The 20,907-nt window shown below is 77.0% G+C and carries 19 protein-coding genes; 13 read left to right on the top strand and 6 right to left on the bottom strand.

The window, feature by feature from the left end; translation table 11 throughout:
* Window positions 1-141 precede the first annotated feature (141 nt).
* On the bottom strand, window positions 142-1,122 hold the full coding sequence (locus ACI79E_RS21500; RefSeq protein WP_456934616.1) for a hypothetical protein: 981 nt from the start codon (window positions 1,120-1,122) through the stop codon (window positions 142-144).
* Window positions 1,123-1,367: 245 nt separating this feature from the next.
* Here ACI79E_RS21500 and ACI79E_RS21495 point away from each other — a divergent pair, with 245 nt between their 5' ends.
* The 10 genes from ACI79E_RS21495 to ACI79E_RS21450 all read left to right on the top strand — a co-directional run bounded on the left by ACI79E_RS21495 (window position 1,368) and on the right by ACI79E_RS21450 (window position 11,423).
* Window positions 1,368-2,195 (top strand): IclR family transcriptional regulator, encoded by an 828-nt coding sequence (locus ACI79E_RS21495; protein ID WP_456934615.1) that lies wholly within the window; start codon window positions 1,368-1,370, stop codon window positions 2,193-2,195.
* Between the two features lie 99 nt (window positions 2,196-2,294).
* Window positions 2,295-2,858 (top strand): quercetin 2,3-dioxygenase, encoded by a 564-nt coding sequence (locus ACI79E_RS21490; protein ID WP_456934614.1) that lies wholly within the window; start codon window positions 2,295-2,297, stop codon window positions 2,856-2,858.
* A gap of 65 nt (window positions 2,859-2,923) precedes the next feature.
* A complete protein-coding gene (locus ACI79E_RS21485; RefSeq protein ID WP_456934613.1) occupies window positions 2,924-3,841 on the top strand; it encodes an alpha/beta hydrolase fold domain-containing protein in 918 nt (305 codons plus the stop codon).
* Complete coding sequence (locus ACI79E_RS21480) at window positions 3,838-4,683, top strand: fumarylacetoacetate hydrolase family protein (RefSeq protein ID WP_456934612.1); 846 nt, start codon at window positions 3,838-3,840, stop codon at window positions 4,681-4,683. Before ACI79E_RS21485 ends, ACI79E_RS21480 begins: the two co-directional genes overlap by 4 nt.
* A 3-nt stretch (window positions 4,684-4,686) precedes the next feature.
* The gene (locus ACI79E_RS21475) at window positions 4,687-5,940 is read left to right on the top strand and encodes a DUF3500 domain-containing protein (protein ID WP_456934611.1); all 1,254 of its coding nucleotides are present in this window, start codon (window positions 4,687-4,689) and stop codon (window positions 5,938-5,940) included.
* A 159-nt stretch (window positions 5,941-6,099) separates the two neighbouring features.
* On the top strand, window positions 6,100-7,731 hold the full coding sequence (locus tag ACI79E_RS21470; RefSeq protein WP_456934610.1) for an FAD-dependent monooxygenase: 1,632 nt from the start codon (window positions 6,100-6,102) through the stop codon (window positions 7,729-7,731).
* Between the two features lie 93 nt (window positions 7,732-7,824).
* Window positions 7,825-8,244, top strand: coding sequence for a VanZ family protein (locus ACI79E_RS21465; RefSeq protein ID WP_456934609.1), 420 nt, complete (start codon window positions 7,825-7,827; stop codon window positions 8,242-8,244).
* Window positions 8,245-8,516: 272 nt separating this feature from the next.
* Window positions 8,517-9,290 (top strand): (Fe-S)-binding protein, encoded by a 774-nt coding sequence (locus tag ACI79E_RS21460; RefSeq protein ID WP_456934608.1) that lies wholly within the window; start codon window positions 8,517-8,519, stop codon window positions 9,288-9,290.
* A gap of 37 nt (window positions 9,291-9,327) precedes the next feature.
* A complete protein-coding gene (locus ACI79E_RS21455) occupies window positions 9,328-10,803 on the top strand; it encodes a LutB/LldF family L-lactate oxidation iron-sulfur protein (RefSeq protein WP_456934607.1) in 1,476 nt (491 codons plus the stop codon).
* Entirely contained in the window at window positions 10,800-11,423 is a 624-nt protein-coding gene (locus tag ACI79E_RS21450) for a LutC/YkgG family protein (RefSeq protein ID WP_456934606.1), read from the top strand. Before ACI79E_RS21455 ends, ACI79E_RS21450 begins: the two co-directional genes overlap by 4 nt.
* Window positions 11,424-11,426: 3 nt before the next feature.
* On the opposite strand, the gene ACI79E_RS21445 is transcribed toward ACI79E_RS21450, so the two are convergent.
* Complete coding sequence (locus tag ACI79E_RS21445) at window positions 11,427-11,888, bottom strand: response regulator (RefSeq protein ID WP_456934605.1); 462 nt, start codon at window positions 11,886-11,888, stop codon at window positions 11,427-11,429.
* A gap of 109 nt (window positions 11,889-11,997) precedes the next feature.
* On the bottom strand, window positions 11,998-13,515 hold the full coding sequence (locus ACI79E_RS21440) for an MFS transporter (RefSeq protein WP_456934604.1): 1,518 nt from the start codon (window positions 13,513-13,515) through the stop codon (window positions 11,998-12,000).
* 162 nt (window positions 13,516-13,677) lie between these two features.
* Here ACI79E_RS21440 and ACI79E_RS21435 point away from each other — a divergent pair, with 162 nt between their 5' ends.
* A complete protein-coding gene (locus ACI79E_RS21435) occupies window positions 13,678-14,748 on the top strand; it encodes a class I SAM-dependent methyltransferase (protein ID WP_456934603.1) in 1,071 nt (356 codons plus the stop codon).
* Here the strand turns inward: ACI79E_RS21435 and ACI79E_RS21430 are convergent.
* Window positions 14,724-16,193, bottom strand: coding sequence for an ATP-binding protein (locus ACI79E_RS21430; protein WP_456934602.1), 1,470 nt, complete (start codon window positions 16,191-16,193; stop codon window positions 14,724-14,726). The two genes, ACI79E_RS21435 and ACI79E_RS21430, sit on opposite strands and share 25 nt — an antisense overlap.
* Complete coding sequence (locus ACI79E_RS21425) at window positions 16,190-17,848, bottom strand: FAD-dependent oxidoreductase (protein WP_456934601.1); 1,659 nt, start codon at window positions 17,846-17,848, stop codon at window positions 16,190-16,192. The genes ACI79E_RS21430 and ACI79E_RS21425 overlap by 4 nt, the downstream gene beginning before the upstream one ends.
* 295 nt (window positions 17,849-18,143) lie before the next feature.
* On the opposite strand from ACI79E_RS21425, the gene ACI79E_RS21420 reads away from it, so the two are divergent.
* Together ACI79E_RS21420 and ACI79E_RS21415 are read left to right on the top strand one after the other, a co-directional pair.
* Complete coding sequence (locus tag ACI79E_RS21420) at window positions 18,144-18,899, top strand: hypothetical protein (RefSeq protein ID WP_456934600.1); 756 nt, start codon at window positions 18,144-18,146, stop codon at window positions 18,897-18,899.
* An 80-nt stretch (window positions 18,900-18,979) separates the two neighbouring features.
* Window positions 18,980-19,327: a UBP-type zinc finger domain-containing protein gene (locus ACI79E_RS21415; RefSeq protein WP_456934599.1), complete on the top strand. Its 348-nt coding sequence runs from the start codon at window positions 18,980-18,982 to the stop codon at window positions 19,325-19,327.
* Between the two features lie 7 nt (window positions 19,328-19,334).
* Here ACI79E_RS21415 and ACI79E_RS21410 read toward each other — a convergent pair whose 3' ends face one another.
* Window positions 19,335-20,777 carry a carboxylesterase family protein gene (locus ACI79E_RS21410; RefSeq protein ID WP_456934598.1) on the bottom strand — a complete coding sequence of 481 codons (1,443 nt, stop codon included), beginning with the start codon at window positions 20,775-20,777 and terminating at the stop codon, window positions 19,335-19,337.
* Between the last annotated feature and the right edge of the window lie 130 nt (window positions 20,778-20,907).

Below are 20,907 nucleotides of genomic sequence, written 5' to 3'. Positions count from 1 at the left end.
CGGGGGTGCGGCGGGTGGTGGTTGTGGGGTACGAGGCCACCCACCCCCCACCCCCCCCCCCCCCCCCCCCCCCCCCCCCCCCCCCCCCCCCCCCCCCCCCCCCCCCCCGACGGCGCCGCCCGGCCGGCTCGGCCGGGCGGGTCAGCCCACGGGCTCCGGTGCCCGTTGCCCGGCGCCGCGCGGCACCTCCGGCCGGGCCGGGTCCCCGGCCGCCGCGCCGCGCCGGGCGGCCCACCAGCCGTACCCGCCGGCGACGACGACCGAGGCGGTGAGGAGCACGTACGCCCACAGCCACGGGTCCGCGGCGCTCACCGCGTCCCGGTACCGGGCCAGCACCAGCAGCTGCAGCGCCCCGAAGACCGCGTACGCCACCGACGGGCCGACCAGGCGCGTGAGGTCGCGTTCCCGGATCACCAGGGCGGCGGCCACCCCGAAGGCGACCAGCCAGGCGCCCACGACCTGCGCGCTCAGCGGCATCAGCTCCCACGGCCAGAAGCGGGTGATCGGCTCGGCGTGGTGGTGCACCGCGGCGCCGCCGATGACCAGCAGCACGCCCGCCGTCGTCAGGAGCGCGCCCTGCACGCCCACCAGGACCGCGAGCCACGTCGGCATCGGCCGGCGGGCGACCGACGACCGCGCCCGCCGCCACCCCTGCCGGCGGACGACGGCGTAGCACGCGAAGGGGACGACCAGGTAGACGACCAGCCACAGCCAGGCAGCCGCCCGCGCGGTCGGGACCCCGCTGGTCAGCTGCAGCTTGTGGGTGTGCAGCAGCGTCGCCGTGAGGGTCACGGCGGTGAAGACGCCGACGGTGATCACCGGGATGCGCGCCAGGCTCCACCTCCGCTGCCGCAGGGCGTGGAGGGAGAGCACGAACCCCGCCGCGTAGCTCGCACCGAGGAAGGCCGCGGTCACCTCGGCGTGGATGTGCCAGGCGAAGGCCTCCTCGGTCGCCCCCGGGCGCAGCAGCAGCTGGCAGACGGCGAGCAGGGTGAGCCCCACGAACGCGCGCAGCAGCAGCCGCGTGCCCGGCCGGACGTCGTCCCGGCGCCCCTCGACCGCCGGTGCGTGCTCCCGCCCTCCGGTCTCCCCCAGCGACGCGGCGCGGTCGGCTGCGGTCATCGACCTTCCTCCGGTGACCGGTCCGGGGCCGTCCCCGGGCCGTGGGACTGTGCAGTCCGAGGGTGCGACCCGGGAGGCTCGGACCGCATGACCAGAACTGACCATCTTGGGGCGCCGTCCCGCCGCGGCCCGTCCTGGTCACCCGGCCCGGGACGGCCCGGCCCGGGCGCGCTCCTGGCACCATGCCGCCCGATGGCAGACCAGTGCAGCGCGCGCCGGCACCTCCGCGGGCGGAGGTGCCCGCGGTGACCGACGTCCCGCCCCCTCCGCCCCGCGGGCGGGGACACCGGCCCCCGCAGGGCGACCCGGTCGTCGACCGGGCCCTCTCCCTCCTCGCCGCCTTCGACGCCGGGCACCGGTCGCTGAGCCTCGGCGAGCTGAGCCGGCGCAGCGGGATCCCCACCAGCTCGGCGCTGCGGCTGGCCAACCGGCTGGTGGCCTGGGGCGCGCTGGAGCGCGGCGAGGACGGGCGGTTCGCCGTCGGGCTGCGCCTGTGGGAGGTCGCCTCCCTGGCGCCGCGCGGGCACGGGCTGCGCCAGGTGGCCATGCCCTACATGGGCGACCTCGCCGAGGTCACCCGACAGCACGTGCTGCTCGCCGTCCGGGACGGCGACGAGGCGCTGCTGGTGGAGCGGCTGTCCGGGCACCAGTCGGTGCCGGTCCTCTACCGCGTCGGGGGCCGCCTGCCCCTGCACTCCACCGGCGTCGGTCTCGTGCTGCTCGCCTTCGCCGAGGCCGGGTTCCAGGAGGAGGTGCTGGGCCGGCCGCTGGTGCACGAGCCGGAGCGCGTGGCGGTGTCCCCCGCCGCGCTGCGCCGGACCCTGGCCGAGGTGCGCCGCGACGGGCTGGCCCGGATCCGCCGCCCGGCGCCGCAGCCGCTCGTGTCGGTGGCCGCGCCGGTGTTCGGTCCGGACGACCGGGTCACCGCGGCGCTGTCGGTGATCGTCCCGGCGGAGGACGCCGATCCGCGCATGCTGGGCCCGGCCGTGCGCACCGCCGCCCGTGCCGTCTCCCGCGGGCTGGGTGCCCGGCGCGCCCTCGGCACCACCGCGGAGCCGACCGGTCCGGCCTGATCCGCACCCCGTCGTGCCGCTCAATGGCACAGCCACTGAGGGCGGGCACGGCGGTCACCGATGCTCGGGGGGTCACCGCTGACCCCGCAGGGAGAACTGATGAGCTTCGAGTACCTGGTCGACCCCGCGAAGGGCCCGCAGTGGCGGGGCGTGCTGCCCGGCAGGCCGCAGCCCTACGTCCTCAGGCGCGGCGAGGGCGAGCACTCGATGCTGTTCACCGACCTGTTCACCGTGCTGCTGTCCGGCGACGAGACCGACGGCCAGTTCGGCATCGTCACCAGCGAGTCGCCGGCCGGGGAGATCATCCCGACCCACTCGCACGACGAGACCCACGAGACCTTCTACGTGCTCGAGGGCCGGGTGCGGCTGTTCTACGAGGACGCCGAGGGCGTCAGGACCTCGCGGCTGCTGGGCGCCGGCGACTTCGGCTACGTGCCGGCCGGCTTCGCCCACGCGTACCGGATCGAGGAGGCCGCCCGGATGATGGGCGTGCTCTCCGGCGGGTTCGAGCGGTTCTTCCAGCACATGGGCACCGAGACCGACCACGCGACCGCCCAGCAGCCGCCGTTCGTCCCCGACCTCCCGCGCATGCAGGCCGCCGCGCAGCAGCACCACATGCAGTTCCTGCCCGACGTCGAGTGGCCCGACGCCCGCGAGAGCTGAGTCCCGTCCCGCACCGCCCGCCGGGCGCGGCCCCCGGGGTCGCGCCCGGCGCCGTGAGGAGTCCCGTGCCCACCCCCGCCCTGCCCCTCCCCGCGCCCGCGCACGAGGCGCCGCTCCCGCGCCCGGTGCCCGGCCCCGGCGGCACCCGGCTGCTCGCCGGGGTGCCGTACGCCGACGTCCCGGGGGTGCGCCCCCTGGAGCTGGACCTGTACCTGCCCGCCGGCGGAGCGCCCGCGCCGGTCGTCGTCTTCCTGCACGGCGGCGGCTGGCGGCTGGGCAGCCGCCGCTCGGCCGGCCCCGCCTTCCCCGGCCCGTCGCTGTTCGAGGAGGTCGCGCAGGCCGGCATCGCCGTCGCGAGCGCCGACTACCGGCTCTCGGGCGAGGCGGGATGGCCGGCGCAGCTGTCCGACGCCAAGGCCGCCGTCCGCTGGCTGCGCGCCCGGGCCGGCGAGCTCGGCGTCGACCCGGACCGGGTCGCCGCCTGGGGCGAGTCCGCCGGCGGCCACCTGGCCGCGCTGCTCGGACTGGTCACCGACCCCGCGCTCGAGGGGGACGTCGGGGTGACCGGACCGGCGAGCACCGTCGCCGCCGTCGCGGCCTGGTACCCGCCGACCGACCTGGTGGGCCTCGCCGGTGACGTGCAGGCCGATCCGGGCGACCCCACCACCCGCGAGGCGCAGCTGCTGGGCGCGCCCCCGGCCGCGGTGCCCGACGCCGCCGCCTCGGCCAGCCCGGTCACCCACGTCTCCCCCGCCGCGCCGCCGTTCCTGCTGCTGCACGGGACCGCCGACCGGTTCGTGCCGTGCGTGCAGAGCGAGCGGCTGGCCGCGGCGCTGCGCAGCGCCGGGGCCGACGTCGAGCTGCACACCCACGACGGCGCCGACCACCTGTGGCTCGGCACCCCGGGTGCCGCCCGCGACGCGGCGGACCGGACGATCGCCTTCCTGCAGCGCCACCTGACACCCGAAGGAGTCCAGCCATGAGGATCGTGGGCATCCGCCGCGACGGCCGCGTCGAGGTCGCCGCCCTCTCCGACGACGGCACCGAGGTCACCGTCGTCGCCGCTCTCGAGGAGTTCTGGGCCGACGCCGCCGGGCACCTGGGCCGCGAGCCGGCCGGGCCGACGCTGCCCGTGGCCGATGTGGAGCGGGTGCCGCCGGTGCTGCCCGGCGCCCGGGTGGTCTGCATCGGGCTGAACTACCTCAAGCACGTCGCCGAGGGCTCGTTCGCCGGGGAGGAGCTGCCGCCCCACCCGACGCTGTTCGCCCGCTGGACGCAGTCGCTGACCGTGGACGGCGCCGAGGTGCCGGTGCCGTCGAACGAGGACGGCCTGGACTGGGAGGGCGAGGTCGTGGCCTGGGTCGGCGGCACGCTGGTCGACGCCTCCCCGGAGGAGGCGCTGGCCGCCGTCGTCGGTTACTCCACCTTCAACGACCTCACCTCACGGCGGGCCCAGAAGCTCACCAGCCAGTGGATCCTCGGCAAGAACGGCGACCGCTCCGGTCCCCTGGGCCCGATGGTGCCCGCCGCCGAGGTCGGCGACCTGCGCGACGGCCTGCGGGTGCAGACGCGGGTCAACGGCGAGGTCGTCCAGGACGGGCGCACCGACGAGATGGTCTACACCGTCGGCGACACCCTCTCGTTGATCTCCCACACCTTCACGCTGCGCCCCGGCGACCTGCTGGCCACCGGCACGCCGTCCGGCGTCGGCTACGCGCGCACGCCCCCGTGGCTGCTGCAGCCCGGCGACGTCGTCGAGGTCGAGGTCGAGCGCCTCGGCGTGCTGCGCAACCCCGTGGTCGGCAACGAGTCCCGGAGGGCCTGAGCCGTGTCCGGTGAGTTCCGCCAGTACCTGTTCCCGCACGACCACCCGCGGCTGGCCGAGGTGCGGGGCATGGACCCCCACACCTACCGCGAGCACGCCCGGACGCCGGGCACCTTCACCGGCGGCCTGGTCGAGGGCTGGACCCCGCTGTACCGCGCCGAGTTCCGCGGGGTCACCGAGGACGGCACCCTGCGGGAGGGCCTGTACCCGCTGGAGCCGGCCCGCCCCGGCGAGGAGGCACCGGTCGAGGCGATGGTCGCCGCGGCCGAGGACCTGCTCTCGGCGTTGGACGACGAGGCGCGGGAGCGGATCACCTTCCCCGTCGACGCCGTCGAGTGGCAGACCTGGGCCAACCCGGAGTTCATGCAGTTCGACACCGGCCTGCGCCTGGAGTTCCAGCCGCCGGAGGTCCGGCACAGGGCCCTGGCGCTGGTCCGCGCGTCGCTGAGCCCCGAGGGCTCCGAGCTGGCCCACGCGATGATGCTGGTCAACGGCTTCCTCGGCGAGGTCGTCGACCTGCCCACCGTGCTCGGCGAGTGGAGCTACAACATCGCCCTCTACGGGCAGCCGCACCCGCGCGCCCCGTGGGGCTGGCAGCTCTACGGGCACCACTGCGCGGTCAACTGCCTGGTCGTCGACGGCCGCATGGTGGTCTCCCCCGTCTTCCTCGGCGCCGAGCCCGACGAGATCGACGAGGGCCCGCACGCCGGCCTGTCCGGTCCGTTCGCCGACCGGATCGACCTCGGGCGCCGGCTCATGGCCGCGCTGGACCCCGACCAGCGCCGCGCGGCGACGGTCTACGAGCAGATGGTGGACCCGGCGATGCCGCCGGGCCGGGTGCACCCCGGCGACGAGCGGCACCTCGCCGGCGCGTTCCAGGACAACCGGGTCATCCCGGTCGAGGGCGTGCGGGTGACCGAGCTGCCCCCGGAGGCGCAGCGCCTGGCCATGGCGATCGCCGCGACGTTCGTCCGGCTGCTGCCCGAGGGCCCGCGGGCGGCCCGGCTGCGGGAGATCGAGGCGCACCTCGACGAGACGTGGTTCTCCTGGATCGGCGGGCACGCCCCCGGCGACGTCTTCTACTACCGCCTCCAGTCGCCGGTGCTCATCGCCGAGCTCGACCACCACTGCGGGGTCTTCCTCGACTACGACACCCCGAAGCCCTTCCACATCCACACCGTGCTGCGCACGCCGCACGGCAACGACTACGGCCGGGCGTGGGTCCGCCAGTGGCAGGAGCGCACGGGCGGGGACTGACCCTCCCGTCCCGGTGTGCCGCTCAATGGCAGCGGCTCCCGGCGGGTGACCGCCGCCACGGATGCTGGACGGGCACTCCCCGGGAGGCCGCCGGCCGGGGACGCGCCCCCCTCCCGCTGCCCGCCGTCGACAGCGCCGCCCACGACAGGAGAACCCGCCATGACCCCCGTGCCCGACCGCGTCCCGGTGCTGGTCGCCGGCGGCGGCCCGAGCGGCCTCGCCGCGGCGATCGAGCTCGGCCGGCGGGGCGTCGAGGTGCTGGTCGTCGAGCCGCGCACCACGCTCGACCCGCTCCGCCCCCGCGCCAAGACCACGAGCGTCCGCACGATGGAGCACCTGCGCCGGTGGGGGCTGGCCGACCGGCTGCGCGCCGCCGCTCCGCTGCCGGTCGCCCACGCCCAGGACGTCGTGTTCTGCACCGGCCTGTTCGGCACCGAGATCACCCGGTTCCCCGAGGCGTTCGGCCTCTGGACGACGCCGTCGGAGCTCGCCGCCGAGCCCGGCCAGCAGGCGCCGCAGCCGGTGGTCGAGGAGGTGCTGCGCGCGGCTGCCGGCGAGCTGCCCACCGTGACGCTGCTGCTCGGCTGGCGGGTGGCGGAGGTCGAGGACGGCCCCGCCGGCGTCAACGCCGCGCTGACCGGCCCCGCCGGCGAGCGCGCCGAGGTCCGCGCGGAGTACCTGCTCGGCTGCGACGGCAGCGGCAGCGCCACCCGCCCGGCGATCGGCGCCCGCTACTCCGGTTCCTCCGGCACCCTGCCCAACCTCTCGGTCACCTTCCGCTCCCCGGACCTGGACCAGCGGCCGGCCTGCGCCCTCGGCATCCACTACTGGGTGATCGGCGCCGAGCGCGGCGGGCTGATGGGCCGCCTGGACCTCGACGGCACCTGGTGGGCGATCGTGCAGGGCGTCGACGCCGCCCGCGAGGACGTCGACCCGGCCGCGCTGGTGCGCACGCTCGTCGGCGCGGACGTCGACGTGGAGGTGCTGGCCACCGACCCGTGGTCGGCGCGGATGCTGCTGGCCGACCGCTACCGCGGCGAGCGGGTGTTCCTCGTCGGGGACGCCGCCCACCTCAACCCCCCGTGGGGCGGCCACGGGTTCAACACCTGCGTCGGCGACGCGGTCAACGTCGCGTGGAAGCTCGCCGCCGTCCTGCAGGGCTGGGCACCGCCGTCCCTGCTGGACAGCTACGAGGCCGAGCGGCGCCCGGTCGCCGAGCGCACCATCGCCGCCGCCGGCAGCCAGGAGGCGTTCCTCGCGCCGGCCTTCGCCACCGGCGACCTCGACGACGACGGCCCGACCGGGGCCGCGCTGCGCGCCGAGCTCGCCGCCGCGCTGCAGGTCAAGGACCCGGAGTTCCACAGCCTCGGGCTGGTGCTCGGCTACGACTACGCCGACTCCCCCGTCGTGGTGCCCGACGGCCGGCCGGTGCCCGGGCCGACGGTGGCCACGTACACGCCGTCGGCCCACCCCGGTGCCCGGCTGCCGCACACCTGGCTGTCCGCGGGCCGGTCGGTGTACGACGTGCTGGGCGACGGCTTCACCGTGCTGTGGCTCGACCCCCAGGCCGACCCCGCCCCGCTGGCGGCGGAGGCGGCGCACGACGGCGTCCCGCTCACCGTGGTCGACCTGCGCACCCTCCCGCGGCTGCGCGCCCTGTACGGCGCCGGTCTGGTGCTCGTGCGCCCGGACCAGCACGTCGCGTGGCGCGGCGACGCCGCCGCCGACCCGCCCGCCCTGCTCGGCCGGGTGACCGGCCGGGTCCCCTCGACGACGCAGGCCGCCCGATGAGGGCCACCTCCTCCGGAGCGTCTCCGGCCTGCTGACAGCCGCCGCCCAGGCAGCTGCCAGCGGGCTCCCGGCGCGGAGGGGCACCGTCGCGGCATGGACGCCGACCGCCGCGCAGCCCTGGACGTCGCCCTGCTCGCCGCCGCGCTCGCGGTGGCCCTCCTGACCCTCACCCCGGCCGGCGGCAGCGGCTGGGCGTGGGGCGCACCGTTGACCGAGCTGCGCTGGTACGCCACCGGGCTGGCCTCCGAGGCGACGCGGCTGCAGTTGCTGGGCAACCTGCTGCTCCTGGTCCCTCTGGCGGTGCTGGCGGTGCTGCGCCGGCCGGGCCTGGGCACCCCCGGGCGGCTGACCGCGGCCGCCGTGGCCGTGGCCGGCGGCATCGAGCTGCTCCAGTGGGCGCTGCCGCTGGGCCGCGTCGTCTCACCGGTCGACGCCGCCCTCAACGCGACCGGGGCGGTGCTCGCCGGGCTGGCCACCGCCCGACTGCGGGGCCGGGACCGCGTGCCCGCCTGACCGTCCTCCCCGGCCCTCGAGAACCGCCCGCTCCGTCCGGAGGGCCGACGCGCGCAGGTCGAGGACCCGGCGCACGGACTCCGCATGTGGGGTAGGAATGCGGCCGGGGACCGCCTCGAGCCGCGCGGCAGTCGACCGGACGGACGGACCGCGCGCCGACCGGCACCGCACCGGCCACCGAGGACCTGCTGACCGTCGGCACCCGGACGCCGCCCGGCGCGCGGACGGGTCGGCAGGACCAACCGCCCGGGCGGCGGGGACGGGGAGGACAGATGAGGGTCGCGCTCTTCGCGACGTGCCTGGTCGACACGATGCTGCCGCAGGTGGCGCACGCGACGGCCACGCTGCTGGAGCGGCTGGGCCACGAGGTCGTCGTCCCGCCGGGGCAGGCCTGCTGCGGGCAGATGCACGTCAACACCGGCTACCGGCGCGAGGCGGTACCGATCGTGGCCAACCACGTCCGGGCCTTCGCCGGCGCCGAGGTGGTGGTGGCGCCGTCCGGCTCCTGCGTGGCCTCGATCCACCACCAGCAGGCGGGGGTGCTGCGCCGGGCCGGGGAGCACGCCCTGGCCGCCGAGGCCGAGGCGCTGGCCGACCGCACGTACGAGCTGTCGCAGTTCCTCGTCGACGTGCTGGGCATCACCGACGTCGGCGCCTACTACCCGCACCGGGTCACCTACCACCCGACCTGCCACTCGCTGCGCCTGCTGCGGGTCGGCGACCGGCCGCTGCGGCTGCTGCGCGCGGTCCGGGGGCTGGAGCTGGTCGAGCTGCCCGGCGCCGACCAGTGCTGCGGCTTCGGCGGCACGTTCGCGGTCAAGAACTCCGACACCTCGACCGCGATGCTCACCGACAAGATGGCAGGCGTGCTCGCCACCTCCGCCGAGGTCTGCACCGCCGGCGACGCCTCCTGCCTGATGCACATCGGCGGCGGGCTGTCGCGGCTGCGCTCGGGCACGCGGACGGTGCACCTGGCCGAGATCCTCGCCAGCACGGAGGACGCCGTGACCCCGCACCAGACGACGAAGCCGGCGGTGCCCGCGTGACGGCCACAGTGGCCACTTCGGCCCGGAGGAGGCCGGCGTGACGACGACGTTCCTCGGCCTGCCCACGGCTCCCCGAGGGGTGGGCCACCTGCGCGGGGACCGGCCCTTCCCCGACGCCGCCCGCGACGCCCTGCGCGACGGGCAGCTGCGGGCCAACCTCGGCCACGCCACCTCGACGATCCGCGCCAAGCGGGCCGCCGTCGTCGGGGAGGTGCCCGACTGGGAGGAGCTGCGCCGGGCCGGCAGGGCACTCAAGGCCGCGACCATGGCGCGGCTCGACGAGCACCTGCTCGCCCTGGAGGCCCGGGTCACCGAGCGGGGCGGGACGGTGCACTGGGCCCGCGACGCCACCGAGGCCAACGAGATCGTCACCCGGCTGGTGCAGGCCACCGGCTCCGACGAGGTGGTCAAGGTCAAGTCGATGGCCACCCAGGAGATCGGTCTCAACGAGGCGCTCGAGGCCGCCGGCATCACCGCGCACGAGACCGACCTCGCCGAGCTGATCGTCCAGCTCGGGGACGACGCCCCCAGCCACATCCTCGTGCCGGCGATCCACAAGAACCGGGCCGAGATCCGCGAGATCTTCCTGCGCACGATGCCGCAGTTCCAGGGCCCCGACGCCGACCGCGACCTGCCCGACGAGCCGCGGCGGCTGGCCATGGCCGCCCGCGCCCACCTGCGGGAGCGGTTCCTGCGGGCGCGCGTGGCGATCAGCGGCGCCAACTTCGCCGTCGCCGAGACCGGCACGCTGGCGGTGGTGGAGTCGGAGGGCAACGGCCGGATGTGCCTGACCCTGCCCGACACGCTGATCACCGTGATGGGCATCGAGAAGCTGGTGCCGACCTGGCGCGACCTCGAGGTCTTCCTGCAGCTGCTGCCCCGCTCCTCCACCGGTGAGCGGATGAACCCCTACACCTCGATGTGGACCGGCGTCACCCCTGGCGACGGCCCGCAGGAGTTCCACCTGGTGCTGCTGGACAACGGGCGGACGGCGGTGCTCGCCGACGAGGTGGGCCGCGAGGCGCTGCACTGCATCCGCTGCTCGGCCTGCCTGAACGTGTGCCCGGTGTACGAGCGCACCGGCGGCCACGCCTACGGCTCGGTGTACCCCGGGCCGATCGGCGCGGTGCTGTCCCCGCAGCTGACCGGGGTCGAGGACAACGCCTCGCTGCCGTACGCCTCGAGCCTGTGCGGCGCCTGCTACGACGCCTGCCCGGTGGCCATCGACATCCCCTCGATCCTGGTCCACCTGCGGGCCGAGCACGTCGAGGCGCAGCAGCGGGTCACGCCCGAGGCGGCCGCGTTCCGCGCGCTGTCCCGGGCCATGTCGCACCCGCGGCTGTGGCGGCTGGCCCAGCGCGCCGCCGGGCTCGGCCGGTTCCTCGCCCGCGGCCGGCCCACGCTGCCCGCGGCCCTGCCCCCGCCGGTCTCCGGGTGGACCCGCACCCGGGACCTCCCCGCTCCCCCGCGCGAGACGTTCACCCAGGCCTGGGCCCGGGAGCACGGCCGGTGACCGCGCGGGAGGAGGTGCTGGCCCGCATCCGGACGGCGCTGGGCGGGCCGCGGCCCGAGGTCGCGGTGCCCCGGGCCTACCGGACCGCCGACGGACGGTCCCGCGCCGAGCTGCTCGACGTCCTCACCGACCGGCTCGAGGACTACAGAGCGACGGTGCTCCGCTGTCTGCCGGGCGACGTCGCCGCCACGGTGTCCGCCGCACTGCACGCGGGGCTGGGGTCCGGCTGGGCCGCGGCCGACGTCGTCGTCGCGCCCGGGCTGCCCGCCGACTGGCGTCCCGCCGGGGTCGGCGAGGACGACGGCCGGCCCGCCGTCGGGCTGACCGCCTTCGCCGCCACCGTCACCGGCGTGGCCGTCGCGGTCGCCGAGACCGGCACCCTGGTTCTCGACGGCGGCCCGCTGTCCGGGCGGCGGGCCCTCTCGCTCCTGCCCGACTGCCTGGTGTGCGTCGTCGAGCCGGAGCAGGTGGTGGGCGGCGTGCCCGAGGCGCTGGCCCGGCTGGACGCCACCGCCCCGCTCACTATGGTCAGCGGCCCGTCGGCGACCAGCGACATCGAGCTGGACCGCGTCGAGGGCGTCCACGGCCCGCGCACGCTCGTCGTCGTCCTCATCGGGTGAGGGTCACCCCTCGTCGTCGACCTCGCGGATCGCCCGGGGCGTCCACGCCGTGCCGCCCGCGGCGAGTTCCCGGACGCGCCGGGGCAGGTCGACCAGGTCGGCGCCCTTGAGGAGGTAGCCGACGGCGCCCAGCCGCCGCGCCCGGGAGAAGGTGACCAGGCTGAAGCAGCGCGCGTGGACGACGACGCGGGTCCCCGGGACGACGTCGAGCAGCTCCCGGGCCGCCTGCAGCGGGTCGGTGCCCGGCAGCTCGGGGTCGACCAGGACGACGTCGGGCCGGGTGCGCAGGCCGGCCGTGAGCAGCTCGTCGCCGGTCTCGGCCTCCGCGACGACGGCCATGTCGTCGGTCTCCAGACAGTCCTGCACGACGCGGCGCAGCACCGGGTGCGCGTCGGCGAGCAGGACCGTGGGATGCGGCGCGCGGGGCGGGCCGGGGGCCGGCGTCGCGGGCCGGATGAGCCTCATCGTCACGTGCTGGAGACGTCCCGGCGCCGCCACCATGACGGTGCCCAGGCCCGGGGCCCGCCGTCGGCGGCCCACCGGCACCGGGAGTACGGGCCGCTGCGACCCCGCCTCAGGGGTGGGCGTGGCCGTGCCGCTCGGCGTGGTCGCGCTCGGCCTGCTCCTCGGCGTCCCGCCGCCGGTCGCGGCGCAGGTCCACAACCGCGAGCACGAGGGCGGCGCCGACCCCGGCGACCGCCACCGCGAGCCCGGCGGCTGCGGCCGTCGGGTAGTCCTCGCCGGTGGCGCCGAGCACGACGTAGAACAGGCCCGGCAGCGCGGCGGTGCCGATCGCGGCGCCGAAGCGCTGCGCGGTCTGCAGCCCGCCGCCGGCCGCGCCGGCCATCCGGACCGGGACGTCGCGCAGGGTCATGGTCACGTTCGGGGAGATCACGCAGCCGCCGCCGATCCCGCCGACCAGGAGCGCCGGCGCGGCCGCCCACGCCGCCGCCGACGGCGGCACGGTCAGCAGGACGACGGCGGCCGCCACCAGCCCGGTCATCACCAGGGCGAGTCCGACGACGGTGATCGCGCGGCCGAACCGCTCGACCACCCGCCCGGCGACCACCGCCGATGCCGCGGCGCCCAGGGCGAACGGCGTCACGGCCAGGCCCGACTGCAGCGGCGTGAGGTCCAGGCCGGTCTGGAAGAACAGCGCGAAGACCAGCCAGATGCCGCTGAAGCCGACGAAGTAGACGGTGGCCAGCGCCGCACCGATCGCGTAGCCCCGGGTCTCGGTGACCAGCCGGGTGTCGAACACCGGCTCCCCGCCGCGGGCGACCACCCGCCGCTCCCAGGCCACGAACCCGGCGAGCACCGCGGCGCCGAGGGGGAACAGCCACCACAGCCGGGCCAGCCCCCCGGACTCCGCCTGCACCAGCGGCAGCAGCAGCGAGAGCGCGGCCACGCCGAGCAGCAGCACCCCGCCGAGGTCGACGTGCCCGCGCCGACCGGTGCCGCCGCGGGGCAGCAGCCGCCAGGCCAGGACGAACGCCACCAGCCCGATCGGGACGTTGACGTAGAAGATCCAGCGCCACCCGTCGGGGCCGGAGGCCAGCGCCAGGATCAGCCCACCGACGACCGGCCCGACCGCCGTCGAGATGCCCACCGTGGCCCCGAACAGCCCGAACGCCCGGCCGCGCTCAGCGCCGCGGAACAGCTGCTGGATCAGCCCCGAGTTCTGCGGGGCCAGACACCCCGCGGCCACCCCCTGCGCCAGCCGGGCCGCCACGAGCAGCTCCACCGACGGCGCGGCCCCGGCGGCGGCGCTGCACAGCACGAACAGCGCGAGGCCGATGAGGAACATCCGGCGCCGGCCCAGCGCGTCCCCCAGCCGGCCGGCGGGCACCAGCACCAGCGCGAAGGTCAGGGCGTACCCGGACACCACCCACTGCACGGTCGCCGGGGACGCGCCGAGGTCCCGCTGCAGCGACGGCAGCGCGACCGACACGATGCTGACGTCGAGCAGGCTCATGAAGCCGGCGACCAGCGTCACCCACAGCGCCCGCCAGCGCCGCGGGTCGGGCCGGTGGCCGTCCGCGTCCCCGCCGGGGTCCCGCGCGGTCCGGTCGAGGTCGGGCCGGGCCGTCACAGGCGCCTCCGGGGTGTGTGCGTGGCGGCGTCCGCTGCGCCTGCCGTCCCGCCGATCCTCCGCCGGGTTCCTCGGCCCTGCAGAGCGGGGCCTCCGCCCCTGGCCGGCCCGTCGCGGGCCTCCCTAGCGTGGATCTCCCAGGCCGGACCCCGGAGGTGCACGATGACCACGTCCCTCGACGACGCCCGGATCGCCGCCTTCGGCGACAAGCTGGTCGGCGCCTACGTCGGCGGCATGGTGACGCTGATGGTCGACCTGGCCTCGCGGACCGGGCTGCTCGACGCCCTCGCCGCCGGCCCGGGCACCAGCGAGGAGGTGGCCTCGCGCGCCGGGCTGGTGGAGCGCTACGTCCGCGAGTGCCTGGGCGCGCTGGTCACCGCGGGCATCGCCGAGTACGACCCCGCCACCCGGCAGTACTCGCTGCCGGCCGAGCACGCCCTGCTGCTCACCGGCGAGGGGTCGCTGAACATGGCGCCGATCAGCCGGCTGGTGACCTCCCTGGCACCCCACGTCCCCGACGTCGTGCAGGTCTCCCGGACCGGCGGCGGCGTGCCCTACGAGGCGTACCGGCCCGAGTTCACCGACGTCATGGACGGCATCTCGCGCGGTCTCGTGGACGGTCAGCTGCTCGACGGCATCCTGCCGCTCACCGGTGAGCTGCCCGCGCGGCTGGCCGACGGCGTCCGGGTCACCGAGATCGGCTGCGGCACCGGACACGCCCTCACCGTGATGGCCCGGGCCCACCCGCGCTCGACGTTCACCGGCTACGACCTGGCCGCGGACGCGATCGACCGGGCCCGCGCCGAGGCCGCCGCGTGGGGGCTGTCCAATGCCACCTTCGAGGTGCTCGACGTCGCCACGATGCCCACCGAGCCGCCGTCCACGGCGGTCTTCGCCTTCGACGCGGTCCACGACCAGGCCGACCCGGCCGGCGTCCTGTCGCGGGTGCGCGCGGCCCTGGAGCCCGGCGGGTGGTTCGTGATGATGGACATCAAGGCCGCCTCCGCGCTCGAGGACAACGTGGGCAACCCCCTGGCGCCCTGGCTGTACGCGGTGAGCACGCTGCACTGCATGACGGTGTCCCTGGCCCGGGACGGCGCCGGGCTGGGCACCGTCTGGGGCGAGCAGCTGGCCCGGCGGATGCTGGACGAGGCCGGGTTCGTCGACGTGGCCGTGCACGACGTGCCCGACGACCCGTTCGACTCGGTCTACGTGGCCCGTGCCCCGGCCTGAGCGGCCCGGACCGGCGCGACCGCGCCCTCGGCGAGCGGCAGCAGCACCTGGAAGCGGGTGTCCCCGGGCCGGGACTGCACCCGCAGGTCCCCGCCGTGCCGGGTGACCACGACGCGGTAGGAGACGTCGAGGCCCAGGCCGGTGCCCTGGCCGACCGGCTTGGTGGTGAAGAACGGCTCGAACACGCGCTGCCGCAGCTCCTCGGGGATGCCCGGGCCGGTGTCGGCGACCTCGACCAGCGCGCAGTCGCCGTCCCGGGCGGTGCGCAGGGTGAGCGTCCCCTCCCCCTCCATCGCGTCCAGGGCGTTGACGACGAGGTTGGTCCACACCTGGTTGAGCTCCCCGGCGTAGGCCGGCACCAGGGGCAGGGAACGGTCGTAGTCCTTCACCACGGTGACCCCCGGGGGGATCTTGGCGCCCAGGACGACGAGGGTGGCGTCCAGCCCCGCGTGCAGGTCGGTGGGCTGGTGCGGGGCCCGGTCCAGCTGGGAGTACTGGCGGGCGGCGTCGACCAGCCCGGAGATGCGGGCGGTGCTCTCCCCGATCTCGACCAGCAGCGTCTCGGCCTCCACCGTGTAGGACAGCCAGCGCAGCGCGGCCTCGAGGGCACCGGGCCCCACGGTCTCCACCACCCGGTCGAGGTCCTCGGGCCCGAGGCCGGCCGGGACGAACACGGCGGCCAGCTCCCAGGCGCCGCCGATGCCGTGCTCGTCGAGCCAGTCGCCCAGCTCGTCCTCCCGGTCGGAGCGCTCCAGCGCGGTCAGCTCCCCCGTGGTGCCGATCCGGGCGACGAGCTCCTCCTGCAGGCCGGTGAGGTCGCGCAGGACCGACCCGTCGATCTTCCCGCTGGCCAGCAGGGCCAGCTTGTGCCGCATGCCGGCGAACCGCTCGCGCAGGGCGGCCGCCGCCCGGGACGCCGCCGCGGCGGGGTTGTTGAGCTCGTGGGTGAGCCCGGCGGCCAGCTTGCCCATGGCCAGCAGCCGCTCCCGCTGGCTGACCAGCTCGGCGATGTTGCGCTGGCCGAAGAACAGCCCCTCCAGCAGGTGCACCGCCATCGGGTACCACTGGCGGAACACGGCCTCGAACTCCGCGGCGGGCAGCGCCAGGAACCGGCAGTCGGTGACCGCCCGCACCGTGCCGGGGTAGGTCTGGGCGATCCGGTCGCCGATGTAGAACTGCACGGCGCCGGAGTAGACGCCGCGCTGCGAGGTCCGCACGGTCTCGACCTCGCTGCCGCCGACCCGCCGCACCATGCTCATCGTCCCCTCCAGCAGGACGTAGAAGCACTCGGCCGGCTCGCCCTCCACCGAGACGGTGGCCCCGGCCGGGCGGTCCACGACGTCGCCGTGCGCGGCCACCCACGCCAGCTGCGTGTCGTCGAGGTCGGCGAACAGGAACAGCCCGCGCAGCTCGTCCGGGCCCAGCCGCGCCGGGGCCGCGGTCACCGCTGCTCCAGGTAGCGGTGCACGAGCGTGACGGCCATGGCGCCCTCCCCGACGGCCGAGGCGACCCGCTTCACCGAGTCCGACCGCACGTCGCCGGCCACGAACACGCCGGGCAGGCTGGTCTCCAGGAAGTAGGGGTCGCGGTCCAGCGGCCAGCCCGGTGGCCGGCGTCCGTCGCGCAGCAGGGCCGGCCCGGTGGGGATGAAGCCCCGATCGTCACGGAGGACCGCGCCGTCGAGCCAGCCGGTCCGCGGTGCGCCGCCGATGAAGACGAACAGGTGGCTGGAGGGCAGGGTCTCCCGCTCCCCACTGCGGGCGTCCTCGACGGTGATGGCCTCCAGGTGCCCGTCGCCGTGCGCGGCGGCCACCGTGGTGCAGGTGCGCACGCTGATCGACGGGATGGCGGCGACCTGCTCGATGAGGTAGGCCGACATCGAGGCCTCCAGCGACGGGCCCCGCACCAGCAGGCACACCGAGCGGGCGTACCGGGAGAAGAAGACCGCCGCCTGGCCGGCGGAGTTGGCCCCGCCGACGATGAACACGTCCCGGTCGGCGCACTCGGCGGCCTCGGTCATCGCCGACCCGTAGAACACCCCTCGCCCGGTCAGGTCGTCCACGCCGGCCACGCCCAGGCTGCGGTAGGAGACGCCGGTGGCCAGGACCACCGCGTGCGCGCCGATGCGGCGCCCGTCGTCCAGGCGCAGCACCCGCTTGGGCCCGTGCTCCTCCAGGGCCACCACCTCGCGGGCCAGCAGCAGCTCCGCGCCGAACTTGACCGCCTGCCGGCGGGCGCGGTCGGCCAGCTGCCCGCCGGAGACGCCGTCGGGGAAGCCGAGGTAGTTCTCGATGCGGCTGCTCTGCCCGGCCTGCCCGCCGGTGGCCTGCCGCTCGACGAGCACCGTGCGCAACCCCTCCGACGCCCCGTACACCGCGGCACCGAGCCCGGCCGGGCCGCCGCCGACCACCACCAGGTCGTAGAAGTCCGCCTGCGGCTCCACGCCCAGCCCGGCGACCGCGGCCAGCTCGGCCTCGCTGGGGTGGCGCAGCACCTGGGCGTCGGCGGTCACCACCACCGGGACGTCGTCCGGGCCGGCGCCCGCGGCGGCGAGGATCCGCCGGCCCTCCGGCTCGTCGACGCTGTACCAGCGGTAGGGGACGGCGTTGCGGGCGAGGAAGTCCCGGGCCCGGAAGGACGGCGCCGACCACCGGTGGCCGACCAGCTTGACGCCCTCGAAGCCGCCGTCCGGGCTGTCCCGCCAGGCCTCGATCATCGCGTCGACGACCGGGTAGAGCTTCTCCTCGGGCGGGTCCCACGGCTTGAGCAGGTAGGAGTCGACGTCCACGACGTTGATCGCGGCGATCGCGGCGTCGGTGTCGGCGTAGGCGGTGAGCAGCGCCCGGCGCGCGTGGGGGAAGAGGTCCATCGCCTGCTCGAGGAACTCGATGCCGTTCATCTCCGGCATCCGGTAGTCCGCGAGCAGGACCGCGACCGGGTCGCCGCGCAGCTTGAGCTCGCGCAGGGCCGACAGGCCCTCGTCGGCGGAGGCGGCCCGCAGCACCCGGAAGTCCTCCCCGTAGCGCCGGCGCAGGTCGCGGGCGACGGCGCGCGAGACCCCCGGGTCGTCGTCCACGCTGAGCAGGACCGGCTTGCCCATGACGGCCTCCTGACCGGCCAACGGAGTACAGGGACGGGGCGCGGCGGCGCTCGGTGATCGGCGCCCGCGCGGCCGCCCCGCGCCGACCACGCTAGTCCCGGCGCCCGCCGCCGCGACACCCTCGCGGACGCGTCGCCCGCAGGCCGGGGCCCCGCCCGGGAGGCACCCGTCGGCGCGTCGCCCCGACACGCGGACGTACCGGCCGGAGCCGTTCCGTCCGGCCTGCTGCGCCGGCCCGGGCGGTCATACGCTCGTGCCGGGCGCCTCCCCGCGCCCGCAGCACCCGGAGGAACCGGTGACCGAGCAGCAGCCCCAGCCCTCCCGTCCCGGCGAGCCGGTGCCCCGCGGGGGCACCGCGCGCGACGACCAGACCGTCCCCCTCCCCCCCGTCGGGGCCCGGGACGCCGAGGCGGACCCGACGATCCTCGGCTTCCCGCCCGAGCCCCCCGAGGACGACGGGACCGTGCGGCTCCCGGAGGGCGCCGTGCCCGAGGTGCCCCGGGACGCCGGCGGGAGCGCGGCCGGCGCGGAGCAGCAGTCGGTGGCGCTGGCGGAGCGGCCCGCCGACGCGCGTGACCTCCCCGTGCGGCTGGTGGTCCTGCGGCGGGCCGAGCGGCTCGGCGGCACCGCCCTGCTGTTCGCGGGCCTGGCCGCCAACGCCAGCCTCTGGATGCCGTGGGGGCAGGGGCTGGACACCACCGGGCTGGCGCTGGCCTGGCGCGGCGCCGACGCGCTGGCCTCCGGCCTCGACGAGCTCGGCCCCAGCGGTCAGTGGGCGCCGCTCGCGGTCGTCCTGGGCGGTGCCGTGCTGTTCGTCCTCGGGCTGCTGCTGTTCCGCCGCACCCGCACCCACCGGCTGGTCGGCGTGCTGGCGCTGCTGGTGTCGGTGGGCACGGCCGCCGCCGTCCTGGCGCTGCTGGCCGACGCCGGCTGGGACCCCGACCGGCTCGCGCTGGGCACCTGGTTCGCCGCCGCCGTCCCCGCGCTGGGTCTGCTGGGAGCGCTCAAGGCGATGCTCACCACGCCGCAGGTGACCGTGCGGCCGCGCTGACCGGCGCCGCACGGGTTCCGGCGGCGGCCCGTCGTCCCTAGCGTGGACGCCGGACCGCCGGCCCACGGGAGGACGCCGCCATGACCGCTGTCGCGGGGATCGACCCGACGGTGCCGCCGAGCGGCACCGGCTGCCTGGAGTGCGACGCCACCGGCGGCTGGTGGTTCCACCTCCGCCGGTGCGCCCAGTGCGGCCACGTCGGCTGCTGCGACTCCTCGCCGTCCCGGCACGCCCGCGAGCACGCGGCCACCACCGGGCACCCCGTCGTCCGGAGCTTCGAGCCCGGGGAGACCTGGTTCTGGGACTTCTCCCGCGAGCGCGCGGTGTCCGGGCCCGACCTCGCCCCGCCGCTGGCCCACCCGGACGACCAGCCGGCGCCGGGACCCCGCGACCGGGTGCCGGCGGACTGGCGGGCCCGCCTGCACTGAGCCGGCGTCAGGCGCCGTCCCACGCCCGGCGGCGCGCGCCGTCCGGGTCCGACGCCACCCGCGGGACGGCGTCGAACACCGCGGTGCAGCGGGCCGGAGGGCCGTAGGCCGGCCACCCGCCGAGGGCGCCGGTGGCCGGCGTCCCGCCGCGCACCGTGGCGAGCACCGACCCCTGCAGCGCCGCGGTGACCGCGACGTCGGCCGCGGTCATGTCCGCCGCCGGCCGGGACAGCAGCGGCCGCTCGACGAAGCGCGGCGGACGGGCCCACAGGCACGCGTTGTCCGCGCCGTGCGCCGGGCCCAGCACGTCGAACGGCGGCAGCGCCGGCGCGTGGTCGAACCGGCTCAGCCAGGCCCGGCCGCCGGCCGCGGCCTGCGCCTCGGCCAGTCGCCACGCGGGCCGCACCCACATCTCGTCGGTGAGCAGCGCGTGCAGCGGGTCCTCCCCCGGGCGCGCGGTCGCGGTGTAGACGCCCAGCAGGCGGTCGAAGGCGGCGTCCCCGACGTGGGCGCGCGCCACCGCGGCGGCGTCGTCCGCGCCGCCGCGCAGGAACCCCGCCATCTCGTCGCGGCACCAGCCCAGCCACAGCAGGGTGTCCCGCAGGCCGCCGCGGGCCACCACGTCGACCGGCCGCTCGGGCAGCACGGTGCCGTCGCGGACCGGCGCGAAGAGGGTGCCGCCCAGGTACTCGCGCCGGCTGCCGGCGGCCGCCTCGCGCGCGGCGGCCAGCACGGCCGCGGCCGGGAGCTCGCGCAGCCGGGCCCGGTCGGTGCGGGCCACGCCGAGCCGGGACAGCACCCGCCCGGCGACCTCCGCGCTCTCGGCCGGCTCCTGGGGCAGGCCGCCGATCGAGAAGGCGATCGCGGCGCGGGCGCGCCGCCCGGCCGGCGTCGCGAGCAGGGCGCAGACCAGGCTCGCCCCGGCCGACTGCCCCACGAGCGTCAGCCGGTCCGGGTCCCCGCCGAAGCCGGCGACCTCCCGCTGCACCCAGTCCAGCGCGGCCAGCAGGTCGGTCATGGCCGGGCTGGGCTCCGGGGCCTCGGCGGTGCCCAGCTGCAGGAACCCCAGCGGGCCCAGCCGGTAGGAGACCGCGACGACCACCGCCGGGCCCGCGGCCGCCAGAACCGACCCGTCGTAGTCGGCGGCGGCGCCGGTCTGGAAGGCGCCGCCGTGCACCCAGAACAGCACCGGCAGCGGGCCGTCGGCCCCGGCCGGCGCGTACACGTCGAGGGTCAGGCACTCCTCGACGCCGGCGAGCGTGCCGTCCGGCAGGTACTGGACGCCGACCGGGCCGGGGCCGGTGGCGTCCAGGCGCTCCCGCCAGGGCGGCAGCGGGGACGCCGGCCCGAAGCGCTCGGCGCGGGCGTACGGGACCCCGCGCCAGCTCCGGACGCCGTCGGCGAGGCGGCCGGTGACCGGGCCGGTCGTCGTCTCGACGAGCACGGACATGTGCAGACCTCCGGGGAACGGGCTGGGGGGGGGGGGGGGGGGGGGGGGGGGGGGGGGGGGGGGGGGGGGGGGGGGGGGGGGGGGGGGGGGGGGGGGGGGGGGGGGGGGGGGGGGGGGGGGGGCGGGGGCG

Source organism: Geodermatophilus sp. SYSU D00079, from assembly GCF_054050635.1.
The sequence above is the reverse complement of the archived record's forward strand: the minus strand, read 5'-3'. Positions and strand labels throughout refer to the sequence as shown.